General features: G+C 29.6%; 13 protein-coding genes and 1 pseudogene. 5 read left to right on the forward strand and 9 right to left on the reverse strand.

Annotation, left to right across the window (positions count from 1 at the left end; translation table 11 throughout):
* Positions 1-124: 124 nt before the first annotated feature.
* Together HYG84_RS04695 and HYG84_RS04700 are read left to right on the forward strand one after the other, a co-directional pair.
* Positions 125-1,771 carry a molecular chaperone HscC gene (locus HYG84_RS04695; protein WP_334301094.1) on the forward strand — a complete coding sequence of 549 codons (1,647 nt, stop codon included), beginning with the start codon at positions 125-127 and terminating at the stop codon, positions 1,769-1,771.
* A complete protein-coding gene (locus tag HYG84_RS04700; RefSeq protein WP_212380972.1) occupies positions 1,771-3,996 on the forward strand; it encodes a J domain-containing protein in 2,226 nt (741 codons plus the stop codon). Before HYG84_RS04695 ends, HYG84_RS04700 begins: the two co-directional genes overlap by 1 nt.
* Positions 3,997-4,152: 156 nt before the next feature.
* On the opposite strand, the gene HYG84_RS04705 is transcribed toward HYG84_RS04700, so the two are convergent.
* Positions 4,153-4,416, reverse strand: coding sequence for a hypothetical protein (locus tag HYG84_RS04705; RefSeq protein WP_212380973.1), 264 nt, complete (start codon positions 4,414-4,416; stop codon positions 4,153-4,155).
* A 223-nt stretch (positions 4,417-4,639) separates the two neighbouring features.
* On the opposite strand from HYG84_RS04705, the gene HYG84_RS04710 reads away from it, so the two are divergent.
* Positions 4,640-5,311 carry a protein kinase domain-containing protein gene (locus HYG84_RS04710; protein ID WP_212380974.1) on the forward strand — a complete coding sequence of 224 codons (672 nt, stop codon included), beginning with the start codon at positions 4,640-4,642 and terminating at the stop codon, positions 5,309-5,311.
* A 340-nt stretch (positions 5,312-5,651) separates the two neighbouring features.
* Here the strand turns inward: HYG84_RS04710 and HYG84_RS04715 are convergent, their stop codons facing one another.
* Positions 5,652-6,512 carry a damage-control phosphatase ARMT1 family protein gene (locus HYG84_RS04715; protein ID WP_212380975.1) on the reverse strand — a complete coding sequence of 287 codons (861 nt, stop codon included), beginning with the start codon at positions 6,510-6,512 and terminating at the stop codon, positions 5,652-5,654.
* Positions 6,513-6,587: 75 nt separating this feature from the next.
* On the opposite strand from HYG84_RS04715, the pseudogene HYG84_RS04720 reads away from it, so the two are divergent.
* A pseudogene (locus HYG84_RS04720) lies at positions 6,588-7,013 on the forward strand (ATP-binding cassette domain-containing protein); the annotation flags it as partial.
* A 325-nt stretch (positions 7,014-7,338) separates the two neighbouring features.
* On the opposite strand, the gene HYG84_RS20610 reads toward HYG84_RS04720, so the two are convergent.
* Positions 7,339-8,475, reverse strand: a complete 1,137-nt coding sequence (locus HYG84_RS20610) for a DUF2200 family protein (RefSeq protein WP_330655579.1) — start codon at positions 8,473-8,475, stop codon at positions 7,339-7,341.
* A gap of 259 nt (positions 8,476-8,734) precedes the next feature.
* Between HYG84_RS20610 and HYG84_RS04730 the strand changes: the two genes are divergently transcribed.
* On the forward strand, positions 8,735-9,538 hold the full coding sequence (locus HYG84_RS04730) for a UPF0489 family protein (RefSeq protein ID WP_212380977.1): 804 nt from the start codon (positions 8,735-8,737) through the stop codon (positions 9,536-9,538).
* 946 nt (positions 9,539-10,484) lie between these two features.
* Here the strand turns inward: HYG84_RS04730 and HYG84_RS04735 are convergent.
* The 6 genes from HYG84_RS04735 to HYG84_RS04760 all read right to left on the reverse strand — a co-directional run bounded on the left by HYG84_RS04735 (position 10,485) and on the right by HYG84_RS04760 (position 15,324).
* Positions 10,485-10,757, reverse strand: a complete 273-nt coding sequence (locus HYG84_RS04735) for a 2TM domain-containing protein (RefSeq protein ID WP_212380978.1) — start codon at positions 10,755-10,757, stop codon at positions 10,485-10,487.
* Positions 10,758-10,773: 16 nt separating this feature from the next.
* Entirely contained in the window at positions 10,774-11,559 is a 786-nt protein-coding gene (locus HYG84_RS04740; RefSeq protein WP_212380979.1) for a MerR family transcriptional regulator, read from the reverse strand.
* A 294-nt stretch (positions 11,560-11,853) separates the two neighbouring features.
* Entirely contained in the window at positions 11,854-12,669 is an 816-nt protein-coding gene (locus HYG84_RS04745; RefSeq protein WP_330655580.1) for a DUF2268 domain-containing protein, read from the reverse strand.
* A 404-nt stretch (positions 12,670-13,073) separates the two neighbouring features.
* Positions 13,074-13,400, reverse strand: coding sequence for a DUF2200 domain-containing protein (locus HYG84_RS04750; RefSeq protein ID WP_330655581.1), 327 nt, complete (start codon positions 13,398-13,400; stop codon positions 13,074-13,076).
* Positions 13,401-13,691: 291 nt separating this feature from the next.
* On the reverse strand, positions 13,692-14,741 hold the full coding sequence (locus tag HYG84_RS04755; RefSeq protein WP_212380981.1) for a DUF262 domain-containing protein: 1,050 nt from the start codon (positions 14,739-14,741) through the stop codon (positions 13,692-13,694).
* A complete protein-coding gene (locus HYG84_RS04760) occupies positions 14,728-15,324 on the reverse strand; it encodes a hypothetical protein (protein ID WP_212380982.1) in 597 nt (198 codons plus the stop codon). Before HYG84_RS04760 ends, HYG84_RS04755 begins: the two co-directional genes overlap by 14 nt.
* Positions 15,325-15,448 lie beyond the last annotated feature (124 nt).

The following is a 15,448-nucleotide window of genomic DNA, read 5'->3' on the forward strand; positions in this document are numbered from 1 at the left end:
CTCTTTTGAGAACTTTAAAAATTGTCTAGAAGCTTTCAAATAAGTTTTCTTTAATGTAATTGAGGAGGAGATTATTATAGCTATTATTGGAATAGATTTAGGAACTACACACAGTTTAGCTGCTATTTGGAAAGATGGACAAGCGCAAATTATACCAAACGTCCTAAGAAAGCATTCAACACCATCTATTGTGAGTGTTGATGACAATAATGAAATTTTAATTGGGGATGTGGCAAAAGAAAGACTTATCACCCATCCTGAATCTACAGCATGCAACTTCAAAAGATTTATGGGATCATCAAAAAAATTTAATTTAGGATCTTATACATTTACACCTGAAGAATTATCTTCATTTATTTTAAAATCATTAAAAGAAGATGCTGAGAAATATATAGGTGAAGAAGTTGTAGAAGCGGTTATCAGTGTTCCTGCTTATTTTAATGATGCACAACGTAAGGCAACTAAAAGAGCTGGTGAACTTGCAGGGCTTAAAGTTGAAAGATTAATTAGTGAGCCAACAGCAGCTGCAGTAGCTTATGGACTGCATCAGGAAAATGAAGAAACACAATTTTTAGTATTTGATTTAGGTGGAGGAACTTTTGACATATCAATACTGGAACTTTTTGAAGGTGTAATGGAAGTAAAATCTATAGCTGGAGACAATTATTTAGGCGGTGAAGATTTTAATAAACTACTTGTTGATTATTTTTTACAGGAAAATGATTTAGATTTAAGGATATTAGATAAAAAAACATTATCAGCTTTATACAAACAAGCCGAACTTTGCAAAAAATCATTGTCAAATCAAGAAAAAGCAATTATGAGTTTAACTATAAATGAGAAACATTTTGAAACTAAAATTGATAGAAATAAGTTTACAAAAATATGTTCAGAAATAATTTTAAGGTTACGCCATCCAGTAGAGAGAGCTCTTAGAGATGCTGACATATCACCAGTAGAAATTGAAGCCATCATTTTAATTGGTGGAAGTACAAGAATGCCTCTAGTGAGATCTGTAGTTAGCAAAATGTTTAATAAATTACCATATTCTAATATAAATCCAGATGAAGCAGTAGTATTAGGTGCAGCAATACAAGCAGCTTTAAAATCAAGAAATTCTGATTTAAAAGAATTGGTATTAACAGATGTATGTCCCTATACTTTGGGAGTGTCCATAGTAAATGATTTAGGTAATGGTAATTATGAATCAGGATATTTTCTACCTATAATTGAAAGAAATTCGCCAATACCAATAAGTAAAGTTGAAAAATTAGTAACTATTAGAGACGATCAGACTAGTATGTTAATTAATGTATATCAAGGTGAAAGTAGGCGAGTTGAAAATAATATAAAGATTGGCGAATTAGAAATTTCAGTACCACGAGGAAAAGCAGGAGAACAAATGATAGATCTTAGGTATACATATGATATAAATGGATTATTAGAAGTAGAAACCACTTCGCTAAGTACAGGAGAAAAGAAATCGTTAATAATTCGAAACTCTGAAAACTCAATGTCAGAAGAGCAGATAAAACAGCGTATGCTAGAACTTAGAGATATAAAAATTCATCCAAGAGATAAAACCGAAAATAGATTACTCTTAGCTAGAGGAGAAAGATTATACGAAGAGTCACTTGGGGATAAGCGGGAATATATATCGTCATTATTAGACGCATTCGAAAAAACTTTGTTAACTCAGAATCCTAGACTTATCGATAAAAATGCTAAGCTACTTGTTGAAAAATTAGATGAATTGGAGAAATATTATTAATGATGAATTGGTGGGAAATCTTAGGTATATCCTATGATAGTGATTTAAAAACTATAAAAAAAGCTTATGCAAAATTATTAAAAATATATAATCCGGAAGAAGACCCTGAAGGCTACCAAAGACTTAGAGAAGCATATGATAAAGCTATAAAAGATGTTAAGAATAATAAACAACAAAATTCACATATTAACTTAGTTGAAAATATTAGAGATGAATGGGACGTAAATGAAAAAATAATTAAAAAGCAATACCAAAATATTAATAACAATTATGAAGAACAAAATAATAATAATTCTACGAATCAAAAAATAGAAGAATTTTTAGATAAACTAAATGAAATTTATAATGATAATTCCCTAAAGAAGAATACTGAAGTATGGGAAGAATTATTAAATATGGATGTAGTTTGGAATGTCCATAGTGCTCCTATTATAGAAGATTATATGTTTGAATTTTTATTAAATCGCAAAGATTTGCCTCTTAATATATGGCGTATATTAGATCATTATTTTAATTGGACCAAAAAAGAAAGAAATTTATATGAAAAATATGATAGAGAAGCCATTGAAGAAGTTTTTAACACTTTACAAAATATTAGTCAGTTTAAATACGAATATATAAAAAAAATAGATCCAAATTTTATTGAAAAATATTTATCATTACGAAAGCAAGGTTATGAAGCATTAGAAAGTAAAGATTATTACGAAGCACAGGAGTGTTTACTTTCAGCTTATGAGATATTTAAGCATGATGCAGAATTATTAAAATTAATAGGAGCCTTATATTTTGAAATTAGAGATTTAGATAAATCATTAAAATTTTATAAATTAGCTTTTGAAATAAATAAATCTGACTTAGATGCTGCTTTATATATTGGAAATATTTTAACGATAAAGCTCTACTTTTCGGAAGCTTTGCCATATGTTGAAATGTGCTTAGCTGCTAACAGTAACAATGTAATAGCATTAAATAATATAGGATACTGCTATTATTTTACTGGGAATTTAGTGAAAGCAAAGGAAAGTTTTAAAAGATTATTAGAATTTCAACCTAAAAGTAGAGGAATAAAAAAATGTCTAGAGACTATAGAAGCCGAATTAGAAGGAAAAAATGTTAAGCCCTTAAAGTTAAAAAAATATAAACCTAGAAAGAAAAAAATTGTTAAAAAGAAAAATAAAAGACAAAAAACAGAAGCCTCTATGGAAAAAGCAAGAATTACAGTAATTGCAATTTTAACAACATTAACATTTTTATTCTTTAAATTAAATTTTATGTTTCAAGCGCCGGTTGATCATGATTATACTGAAAAAAATACAGAATACCAAAATGAAAATAATAAACAAGATGAAATTTATGATGAAGATGAGACAGTTTTTAAAACAATAAAAACCAGAGAAGATTTGCGTAACGTAGACTATTACATTAATTTGAGGATATATTTAGATGAGGTAAAGCCAACAGATTATTTCAAAATATCCGAAGAATTCAAAGGTAAGACTATCCTATCAAAAACGGAAATTGAATCTAATAATCTACAAGATAAGATTGAAAGTAAGATATTTGTAGGAATTTTTGATACTGGTGCTATATTATTTGCAGATGAGAATTACAAAGAAGGTACTGTGAATAAAAATGCTAAATATAAAATAGAAGGCGCTTTGTGTGCAATTGATAAGGAAGTTTTCGAAAATATTAAAACGGAATTTGAATTCCATAATGAAAGTGACAAAGACTGGAGAAATGGACTATATATAGATTGCTCTCCAAAAGAAGTTGAAAGGTTACGAAAATATAATGAATCTTTTGAGATGCGCGATGATAGAAGGATTAAGGTTGCAAAGACATTAGAAGAGTTTAAAGAAAGCCATTATGGAGGATTACATTCTATATATTTAAAAAATATTATGCCTCTTAATATTTATGTTAATGTTGATGAAAATGGTAAATTTGATTTTCGTAAAAAAGAAGAACTAAATGGAGAAAGTTTTAAAAACAAAACATATACTAAAGCCTTTGTTGGCCAAATTGATGGAAAAAATATTATGTTTATAGATAGTAATTTTTCAATAGATAATGTAGATAGTAATATGGGATATACTATTGAGGGTTATAAGTACAAATTCACAATAAAAGAAGAGATAAAATTACCAACTGAGAAAGGACAAAATGTTGATTTAGTGGAGATTGACCCATGCTTTATATATAATACAAATTTTAAAAATTAATTATTATCATATAAAGGCAACTAGGGAGCCTGTACAATTAGGTGTAAACAAATTATAAAAAAATCCAAAAAAATAGTAGCATCACACGCAAATAGATAGCTACTATTTTTAAGTATTAAATTCAATAGTGATGCCTAGTTGCCTAAGCGACTAAAGTTATATACTGTGGGGTGCTACCAAATTATTAAATAAGAAAAAACATTTATTCTTATACTTTTCTCTAAGTTTTTCATGATCGGAAGGCACAGTTGTTTCCTTTACATAGTCTTCGGCTTTATCAATAAATGTAGTACTAACGTTGTACGTTGTATAAATAGATTCCTCCTTATCCAATGCCATTGCCATTGCTACATTGTTCGCTCCTGCAAAAACCGTACTACATAAAGTAATAGCCGCTACACTTGTTACTACTGTTTTCAATGTATTTTTTTCTTTACTCCTATTGTTTGTCTCATAAATAAATCTCCTTTACAAATTGGGTAGTGTCAAGTTGACACTACCTTTTAATATTAGGAGGTATTTTAATGAAGAAATTATATTGTATCAAACTTTTGGGATTAGTAAGTACGCAAAATCAGGTTGCATGGCATATATTGTAGTAAATTTGAAGCATTCATTTAGAGCATGAAGGGGGCGGCGGCACGTGCCTGAAAAAGAATTAAATCAATATATGGTTAATTTAGAACCCATCGGAAAAGGTGTTTATGGAATTGTATATCTTGCATATGACAAATTCAAAAAAAGGAGAGTTGCAATTAAAGAGTTGGAAGATATAGAGCGTGCAATGCATGAAGCATATGTAATGAAACAGTGTGGCTTCTCAAAATTTTTACCAACTTTTTATGACTTCTTTAAGAATAATGGCAAAGCATACATTGTGATGGAATACGTTGAGGGCAAGACTTTTGGTGAAAATTTTGATAGCCATGGTAAAAAAAGAAACGAAAAATTGAGTGTGCAAATTACAATAAATATGTTGAAAGGGCTTAAAGTTTTTCACAAAACTGGGTTTTGCCATGATGATATCAAGCCCAAAAATGTTATGATTCATAACGATGACCCAAAAACTGTTAAGATCATAGATTTTAATTCCTCTAAAAAGATAGAAAACGTTGGCTTAATGAAGAAAGATTTAAGTGATGCTGCACAAATGTGTATATTTCTAATAAATGGAACTGTACCAGAGCCAGTAGATAAGGTAGAAATTCATAATAAGAAATTAAAATCAATTTTATTTAAGGCTTTAAATGAAGATGCAAGAGATAATTATAATTCACTTGAAGAGTTTATGGCTAAATTAAAGGAGTTTAGATAGGCTTTAAATAGACTCGAAGGCTTTATCTTAGATACATTAGAAATAAAGGTTTGTGGGAGATCTCCAACAGTTTAAGAATAGATCATTTTTGTGTAAATGGTCATTCACTCTTTTTTATGACTAGTGACCATTTACACATAGTATGAATACTCACTATTAAAGGCTATTATTACAACTGCTATGGTACACTCTGTTAAGAATGTAGAAAATCGTATTATTGTTATATCTTTTTTAATTATGATAGGGCTCATCGTATCAATTTTTACTAGAATTTTAAAATAAGTATTTATATGCTTTCCTTAGCATCATACTCCTAAATCATCTAATTAAGAAAGCTATTCTAATAACTTGTAAGCACATAGTCCATTCGTTTACACCCAATAGCAGAAGCAACTGAACTGCATTTTGCTCGCAATAGATAGAATATATTCTTATCTTTAATATCACTCAATGTTTCAAAATTGGCTTGCCCTTTACTTATAATAAGATCTGCTTTACTAAATTCACTCTTAAATGTACTTGAGCAATCTTTTAATATCGTTCCTTGCGCACAATGCCCATTGTCAATTACTTTTACTAGGTCTACAACACCTGTGCTTATTGCATCCTGCATAGTCGCATCATTAACTATTGGACCTCCCTTTACTACATAAGTAACCTTGTTTGTTGGGAGATTCTCTAATAGAAATTTATCAAATATTATTTCACCAGAATTATCGGCAATATACATGATGTTATTTGACTTTTCTACTGCTTCTCGTAGAGCAGTTGTTCCCGTACCAAAAATATCATGTTTGATACTGTCTTCAACCGACTTAACAATATCTGAATGCTCTAGCTTTAGTCCAACTGAAAAATCTATAATATTTCCTGCAATAGCCAGCCTACAAGCCATATCAAAGCGATCTTCTGCCTTATACAACCATTTTTCCTCTATAATTCTCTCATAAATATCTTTAGCAATTTCATTATACTGTTCCTTCAATCTCTTATATGGATCATTAATACCAGTAATATTCTTAGCATGTTGATGCATCCTAAAAGCTATTTCGGGCGCTGTTTCACTAAAGTCCATTTCTCCTAATTCTTTCAAGGATCTTTTTATTATTTCTTCTTGCATTGTTATATTACTCGTGGCTTCTTCAGCTATTTCTACTGCTTGTCTAGCAAGACAATAAATGCATTCACGTGATATTTTCATATATATCTCTCCTCAATATGAATATGTTCTTATTCTACTAAAAGGCATATTCATAATTATAAAATTTAAGATTTCGATGAAATTGTAGAAGCAGCAAAAAAAGCACGCTCCAATGACTTCATTATGAATCTTCCACAAGGTTATGATACGATCATAGAGGACGGTGGTTCTACTCTCTCTGGAGGTGAAAAACAAAGAATATATATTGCAAGAGCTATGTTAAAAGATGCTCCAATAGTCATATTAGATGAAGCTACAGCCAGCATTGATCCAGAAAACGAGCACTTCATTCAACAGGCGATTAGTGCATTGGTACATGGAAAAACTATTATCATTATAGCCCATCGATTAGCCACTATCCAAAATGCAGACCAGATACTTGTAGTAGATAGTGGACAAATTGTACAAAGAGGCACTCATACGGATTTAATAGAAGAGGCAGGTATTTATAGGCGTTTTATTGGAATTCGTGAGAAAGCAGAAGGATGGATGATTGCATAATTGATACTTCTCACTTCATTCACTTTTCATACTATACAAATGAAATAAATATTCTAAGAGGATGAACTATTTGTTTATCCTCTTATTTTCTTGCAATCTGAGCAATCAACTGACCTCATATCTATCCGGATAATGTTAAAGTGTTAAAAATACTTGGCTACCAAAAAACCACAGTCATTTATGATGCGGTTCACCACTCTATTAGCACCTGCAACCCTTTTATATACAAAACTAAACTCTAAATCTTAAAAACTTCACCCCACTTAGTTAAGTGGAGTTGTTTAGAACATCCTAAATAACTCTTCTGTAGGTATACCACATCTCATTATCTTCCTTTACTTGCTTCTACATCTCTTGTTAAGTTGCTAATATGTTCACCCTCTTTACTAGCATCAAATGTTAATTCTAAGCTAGAGTGATTTTCTTTCGCTAAAATTCCTACTTGATAACCATCGGACTTTATTATTTTTAAAGGAATAATATCTTGTGTAGAAATTATAGTGTATATTTCATCTGCTTCAGTAGGTACTAAGCTGTTTAGAAGTAGTTTTACAAAATCTAGATTTTCCGAATTGTTCTCATGCAAAGATAATTGCATTAATTGCATTTCAGGTACTACCTGTGAAAATGAAATTTGGTAAGGCATACCGTCTTTCCCTATAGCGTGTCTGAGATAACTTATATCATCTGACCCAAATTTCTTATAACCGTTGCTGAGTAATAAACTAGGAACTTCTTTTAATGGTATCTGTTTATTTGCAGTAGGTAATTTGATTGGCTCGCCTGATGTAGAGATATAAGCTGTTCTATTTACATAACCTACTTGTAAGCCTAATGCATCAGATACAACTCTTAGGGGCACATAGACAGTATTATCTTTCATTTCAGGCACACTGGGTAATTGAATGTAACTGTTGTTCACTTTAGCATTATGATAACCTACTGCAAGTTTGATATATTTATCATCTTTAGAAATAGTTGCTTCCCGTTCTTCATTGTCCCATTCTACTTTATAATTAAGAGTTTCTGATAGAATTCTTAAAGGTATCATAGTATTTCCATTTTCACTTATATATCCTTGACCAATTATCTTATTATCAAGTGATACTGCTACAGGATTTTGTAAAGATTTAGCCTGAACTTGTATTGGTGTAAGTATTAACATACCTACTAAAGTCATCTTAATAATCTTTTGTATTAATTTATTCATTTTATTAACCCTCGCTTCATATTTTTCTATACTAGTAACATCATTTACTACTTCTTTAATGCTATCACATTTATTAAAACAGTCTGGTTCCTTAATACTTAGTTGTTCATAAAAATCGCGCTTTATATACAATCCTGTCAACCAACGGATGATTTCATCGACTTCTGTTTTCGTACGTCCTTTTTTCTCCGCACTCGTAACATAAAGTGGATAGACACCTGCTACACTCATTGTATATATGATGTTTGCCATAATACATCCTCGCTTATATGATTTTCTTCATTATATCACGAAAAATAGTCGAGTTAAATAAAAGTTGTTTTCTTACAGTGATAATAATCATTAATTATCCTTCAACACTATAAGGCTTGTTTTAGTATTAATTACATGCTGAAAATTTAAGTTTAACAAATTTCCAATTACCAAAAAATTACACTTTTCCTTTTGTTAAAGATATGGTATTCTATATAACGTCGAAATTTGTAGGTTGTTTCTGTAGGAGTGATTATTGTTGAAAATAGATAAAGTAACTGAAAAAGTAGTATGCGGAAAGAAAATTTATATTGTAGAGAATCATCATGAAGTTATAATTCCATGGTCAGAGTATGCTTCTAATAATGAAACGGCACCAGTATTATTAACTTTTGACCACCATATGGATACTCGTAGTGCATTTTATAGGCATTCCCGTAAGGTTGCTGGCTTAGAATGGAGACCCGTAAGAGATCAATTGATATCGGATGTAGATATAAATGAATCAAGTACAATTATATCATCATTAGAAAGGCTTTGTAACGATGAGCATATAGATTTTGCATTACAAACTGGAATGATATCAGACGCAGTAGTATTTAGCCTAATGAATGCAGATATTTGCACAGATTATGCCAATAGTAAAATATACTATATAGATCCTTGCTGTACTAGCAAATGTAAAAAAAGTTCACATGACGATGAATGCCAAATTAATGTGTATGATAAGGTAATAGAAGGAGAGGAACTATTGTTCAAATTAAATAAGATAAATACGTTTATACCTGGTTTTTTTATCTCGAATAAAGTAAACAAGAAATTTATTTTAGATATTGATTTAGATTGTTTCCATACTAAAAAAGCTATCAATGCTGTAGATATGTCTGTTTTTAACTATTTAGTAAATAATGCAGAGATAATTACTATAGCAACAGAAGGATATTATGTTGAGTTAGAAAAAAAGGATAATGATATAAATGAGAATTATCTTTTAGAAAAGTTATTAGTGCATATAGAAAATGCTATAGATAATAAAAGATTTAAGTTCTCTACAGCATCTTAAAGAAATCATTTTATCAGAGTCTATTACTACTAAAACCATAAGTGAAGTCACGGAAAATAGATTTTAAAATGGAAAAGTCTACCTTCACTGTGAAAGCGAACTAACTTAACTTTAATTATTCTTCGGCATTTAATTCAACTATTTTTGACTTTGATAATCTGTACTTTACTTCAATATTCTAATTAAGTTTAATTTGGCCAATCCTAACACTTCTTCTTATTCAATTATTATTAAGTTTAAAGCAATCTCTTTTTATATTCTTGTGTTGAACAAGATTTCAGTAGCATATCAAAATTCTACCTTATACTTTTGACAAATTCTAAGATATCTGTTGTAAGCTTTCATCATAAAAAAGCATATTATAATTATTTTAACTTATCATATATTAATCTACAAAATCACTCTAACTCCATATATATCAAGCTTTAAAAGAAAAACCGCACTTATTTATGATACGGTTCGCCGTAACTATTGCAAATGAGGTTTTACCATTTTATTCTTCTGTATATATTCTACATAAATTACACTCTGTGAAAGTTCCAGTAGCAAAATCAAAGATTTTGGCTGTCACTTTTAGTATTACTTATAGAAAAAATCTCAAAAAAAATAGTAGCCTCGGCTCGCAATTGGAAGCTACTGTTTTTTAATCATATTAAATTATAGTGATACCAGTTGCCTAAGCAACTAGATTGTATATTATAGGGTGTTGGTAGCATCCTATTTTTATTTTCTGCATTTCTTATTTATATTATATCAAATTTTGATAAAAAATAAATATAAATAATTTTGATAAAATTTCTAATCTGCTCCTATAAGTTGTAATTTTTATAATAGATTAAGTTGAATTGAAGTTATAAACTTAGAAATAAAGAATGAAGATATTATAGATAAATAAAATAGCATCTATTTGAATTAGAAAATTAATTCTAAAACTTAAATTTAATAATTAGTTGTCCCTTAACTTCTTAATTTCGTTTTGAATTTCATTTTCCAAATTAAAGCTAAAATTAAAATTAAGAGATAGAGCATGAAATATTACACCTACTCCCCAACCTAATACAGGAACTATATATTGAGGTTTAAAGCCATTAATTAATAATAAGGTTATAGATATAACTGAAAAAATAAAATATATACCTACATGTATTATAAATTCTCTTTTCGATTCCACCTTCTTTTTTGCAAATTCGTATAACTCTTTATCTGATATTAATTTCAAATTACTTCACCCTTTCTTATAAGTTTTCATTAATACTAATTTTGTTAATTTTAAAATAATGTGCCAACAATTCTCCAAGATATTCATTTATTTCATTCTGCTTTTTAGATAATTCGTAGTTACCACCTGATACTTCATTATTAAAATTCATTAAACTTGGAATTAAATCCATATTTCCACCTGTAAAATCTAAAATTAACTTCCACCATAGTTTTGCTAACTTCATACTTTCATCACTTTTAACACTAACATTTGAGTTTTTTAATTTAAATGTAATGTCTACAAGTTTTAAATACTCTTGAATGAGTTCCTCCCCTAAATCTGGAGTATCTGAAAAGCTAGATTTAATATGTTCTGTTAATGTATTATCTAATATTTTCCATACCCAGTAATTTTTATTTCCCAGCCTTAGTAGCTCAATTATCTCAGAATATTTCTGAAAGTTTACCTCTTGAATATTCTGTATTTCTGATTGGAGCGAATTTATCAAATTTAATGCTTCATTTAAATTTTCAAGTTGTTCTTTTATTATACTTTTTTGATGTTCTAATACATTAATAACTTCATTAGGTGTATCAAGTTTTAAGATTTGATTTTTGATATCATCTAATGAAAAGCCTAAATATTTAAAAGATAGAATTTGATGTAGCTTTATAATATCTTTACTAGAATATAGCCTTCTTCCACCTTCTGAAAGTTTAGATGGTTTTAATATTTGCTCGTTATCGTAATATTGTAAAGTTCTTACAGTTACGCCCATTTGTTTCGCTAATTCCCCAATAGTTAAATACTCTTTTTTCATGCAATTATTCACCTCAAAAATAATTATAATATATTACGTAACGTTATAAGCAAGTATAAAAATAACAAAAAATAAACTTTTAGATAGTAATAAGAAATATGAGATTAAAATTATAGACATAATTTTGATTTTACAGTTGCATTATTAAATAAAAATAGCCTTAGCCATTGAATCTACCTGGTTAAGACTATTTTTATCATTTATTTATGGTACGGTTCTCCGTTACATCTCCAATGGAGGTCGTTTTTAAGTTCTACTTTATCTATGGTATCTTATGAAAGGTATTATTGTAATTTACTCCCAAAACCCTTTTATACCCTCTATAATTTCGTCATATGGTAAAAGTGTTGCTTCTATTATGGACTTACCTGTTTTTTCTAAGTAGTACTTAATCATATGATATCCACAAGCATAACCTGCACAATATGGTAGTCCTACTGGAAAATACCCTTGCATCTCAGCCATTTCATCTCCATAAAGATATGCTGTTATATTTTCAAATCCAGTCTCTTTTAACCCCCCTTTTATTATAGGTTTTATATATTCATTTAAAGTCTCCATGTCAGTCTTACTTACCCAAGGTCCTGCCTTATCCTCTCCGAACATCCATGTAGCAAAATTTTCTGCAAGACCTTCATTTATCATCATCTCCTCTAGTGTTATATCATTGCTCCATTTTATAAATTGAAATCTAATATTATGATTAACCTCATGAGCAAGTGCAACTGTAAGCCTACTTAGTGTGTATTCATTTGGGATTAATGATAAAAGTATATATCCAGGTATCCCTCCATCTCCGCAGTATCCATCATTTAATATTGTATATGGACTTTTAGGGTTTGCTAATAATATTGAAAATGTATATTCCAAAACATTCAATTCATAACCTTCTCCTTGAAATACATTTATTGACTTTTTAATAGTGTCTTTACAAATATCCCAAACCTTATCATCTGCTAGTTTACTTATATTATCTATTTGACTTTCATCGATATCTCTTGGTGGTAAAAAGCCTAACATTTCGCTCGCCATAACCACATCATATCCACCTTTTTGTTTTGCTTTAATAGGAACATTGATGCATTCCCATTTAAATTCAAAAGGTTTCATAATTTCATATCTGTATATATCTTCTTTTTTTCTATTGGTGCGCTCATTATCTTTTCGTAAATTTGATCAGAGCGAATCTCAGTAATATTCATGTCATCATCTCCTTTAGAGTAAAGTATAATCTCTTACGCTACGTCAATGTCAATATATCACTTTAAGTAATCAACTTAATGTGATAATCTGTCAAATAAGTAAAAACCGTATCACTTATTTGTGATACGGTTCACCGTAACGTGGTATCGGCAGTTTTAGCCCTACAGCTTCCTCCTTTAGGTGATATAGTTTTATTATATCGGATTACTAGACTCGTTTACCTGAAGTTTCAAGATTATTGTCGGTTTACAAAAAAACACCGATTCTTTTATATTTTATATATGGAATCAGTGCTTTTTCGTTTTTAATTATTATTTCCGCAAAATCTTATCCATCGCTTTTCCCTTTGCTAGCTCATCGATCAGCTTATCCAAATAGCGAATTTCCTGCATAGTTGGTTCTTCAATATCTTCCACTCGGACACCACAGACCACACCTTTGATCAAAGCCCGCGAAGGATTCAGTTGGGGAGCTTCGGCAAAGAAGGTCTCAAAGTCTGTCTGTTTTTCCAGTTGCGCTTCTAACTCTTCCTGGTTATACCCTGTCAACCAACGGATGATTTCATCGACTTCTGTTTTCGTACGTCCTTTTTTCTCCGCCTTCGTAACATAAAGGGGATAGACACTTGCTACACTCATTTTATATATATGATGTTTGGTCATGATACATCCTCGCTTATGTGGTTTTCTTTATTATATCACGAAAAATAGTCGGGTTAAACGAAAGTTGCCTTTATTTTTTATTATCCATAATCAGCCTTATAGTCATAAGCATACTACATGCTAATCCTATACACTAGTTGACATGTCTAGTATACAGCAAAAACTGCCGTCATTTATGATACGGTTCACCGTATCATTGTAACTGCGGTTTTTCTGTGTAAGAAAAGAGTCAAAGAGAACCTTACCTTTTGACTCTCTACTTGTAAACTAAGCTAGGAATTTTTTTATAATGTTTGTACGCTTTATACGATTATTTTTTCTTTTAGTTCCTTCTAAAGCTAGTTTCATATATTCACTTACTAAACTTAATTGTATTTCATTTAAGTCTACTGTACAATTATATATTATTGCGCTTGAAAAAGTAGTTAGTTTTATTTTAAAATCCACACTTCTTATATATTCTGGTTTCTTACTCAAGAAATAGTCTACAACAATTATTAAAGTGTATAAATGTGTTACTTTTTTCATAAATTGATAAACACTTGGTATCTCTATGAACTCTTGTAACACAGAAATTATTTTAGTAAACCTTAAGTAATCTTCCTCTTTTTTATCGTATTTCTCATTAAACATATCATATGCTTTGTTAATAGCCTCTTGATTTAATTCACTTTCAATTCCAAATCTGAAGTATACTAATATTTGACTGATGAATTCAATATCAGCCATACGTCTAGTTTTACTTGCAGAAAAAATATATTTCCAAAATTCTAAATCAGAAATTCTTTCTGCTTGATTAATGAATTCACCATTGAACTCAGCATTTCTTAGTTCTTGGGGATTAAGAGTTTTATCTGTAGCATTCAACCTTAAAAATAACTCTACAATGTATTCTCTACTAATCTCTGTATTTATTACCCTAGAAGTGAATGGATAACTCCAAATTGTTTTCTTCTCATCTGTACTTAAGTCCCTAAAATATTTATTAGCGAAAGAAACATCTGAATTACTTAAATAACGCTCAGATAACATAAACTCATCATTAATAAAATCCGTAATCGATCCTATTCGTTGCTGTCCGTCTATAATACTGGTTATCATTTCTCCAGTGTTAGGATCTACCGATACATTATATAAATATATTTCAGGAATTGAATATCCTAGTAATATAGTTTCTATTAGTTTAATCTGGTCCTTCTTAGACCAAACAAAGTTTCTTTGAAAGGAATTATCAATTACCAATGTACCGTTTCTCCGCGAATCAATAAGCCATTTTGATGTTTTAATTTCAGTTTGCATTTTCTCAATTATTCTCATTTAATTGCTCCTTACATTCTTTTATTGATTTTTCATAATAACATTTGACCGCGTCCCAAGTTTTAAATATTCTGTAATTAATATCATTCTCTATTTCGTATTCCAATTGTATAGTTGATTTAAACTCTCCTGTTTTTTCAATCCATCTAACATATTCATCATTCTTCTCTGTAAATCCGTCAAAAATAATAAATCTTCTAAATATTGCACTCGTTACTTTTTTATGTGCACGATAATTAAATTGTTCATTATAGAATCCTTTAAAGTATGCATCTCTAAACATCTTATAATATACATCGCTGATTATTGCTATATCAATGTCTGATTCGTCATCAAAATCCTTTAATCTCTTTTCTGGATTCAGACTAAATCCTAATTTTCCACTCCCAAAGATATGGACATTATTTTTATGTACTTCCAATAACCTTGCAACATCTTTTTTAAATTCATCATATTTATTGATAGAGTCTATTGTTGCAGATGGACTGAAACAGTATGCATTATTACTTAAGAGATGATCTTCATAAATCTTATCAACTTCTTTCGCTAAAATTATTCTTTTTTCTGTTATCGAAAATGACATATCTCCCTTTGTCTCCTGTTTAATAAAATTCTTAATTAACTTAAATGATTATAAGTTCTTCAGAGTTTACTTTATGCTTAATTATATCCTATTTTTACATTTTGGGATAGATTATTGGCTTCAC

This window comes from Alkaliphilus sp. B6464, from assembly GCF_018141165.1.
GTDB lineage: Bacteria > Bacillota > Clostridia > Peptostreptococcales > Natronincolaceae > Alkaliphilus_B.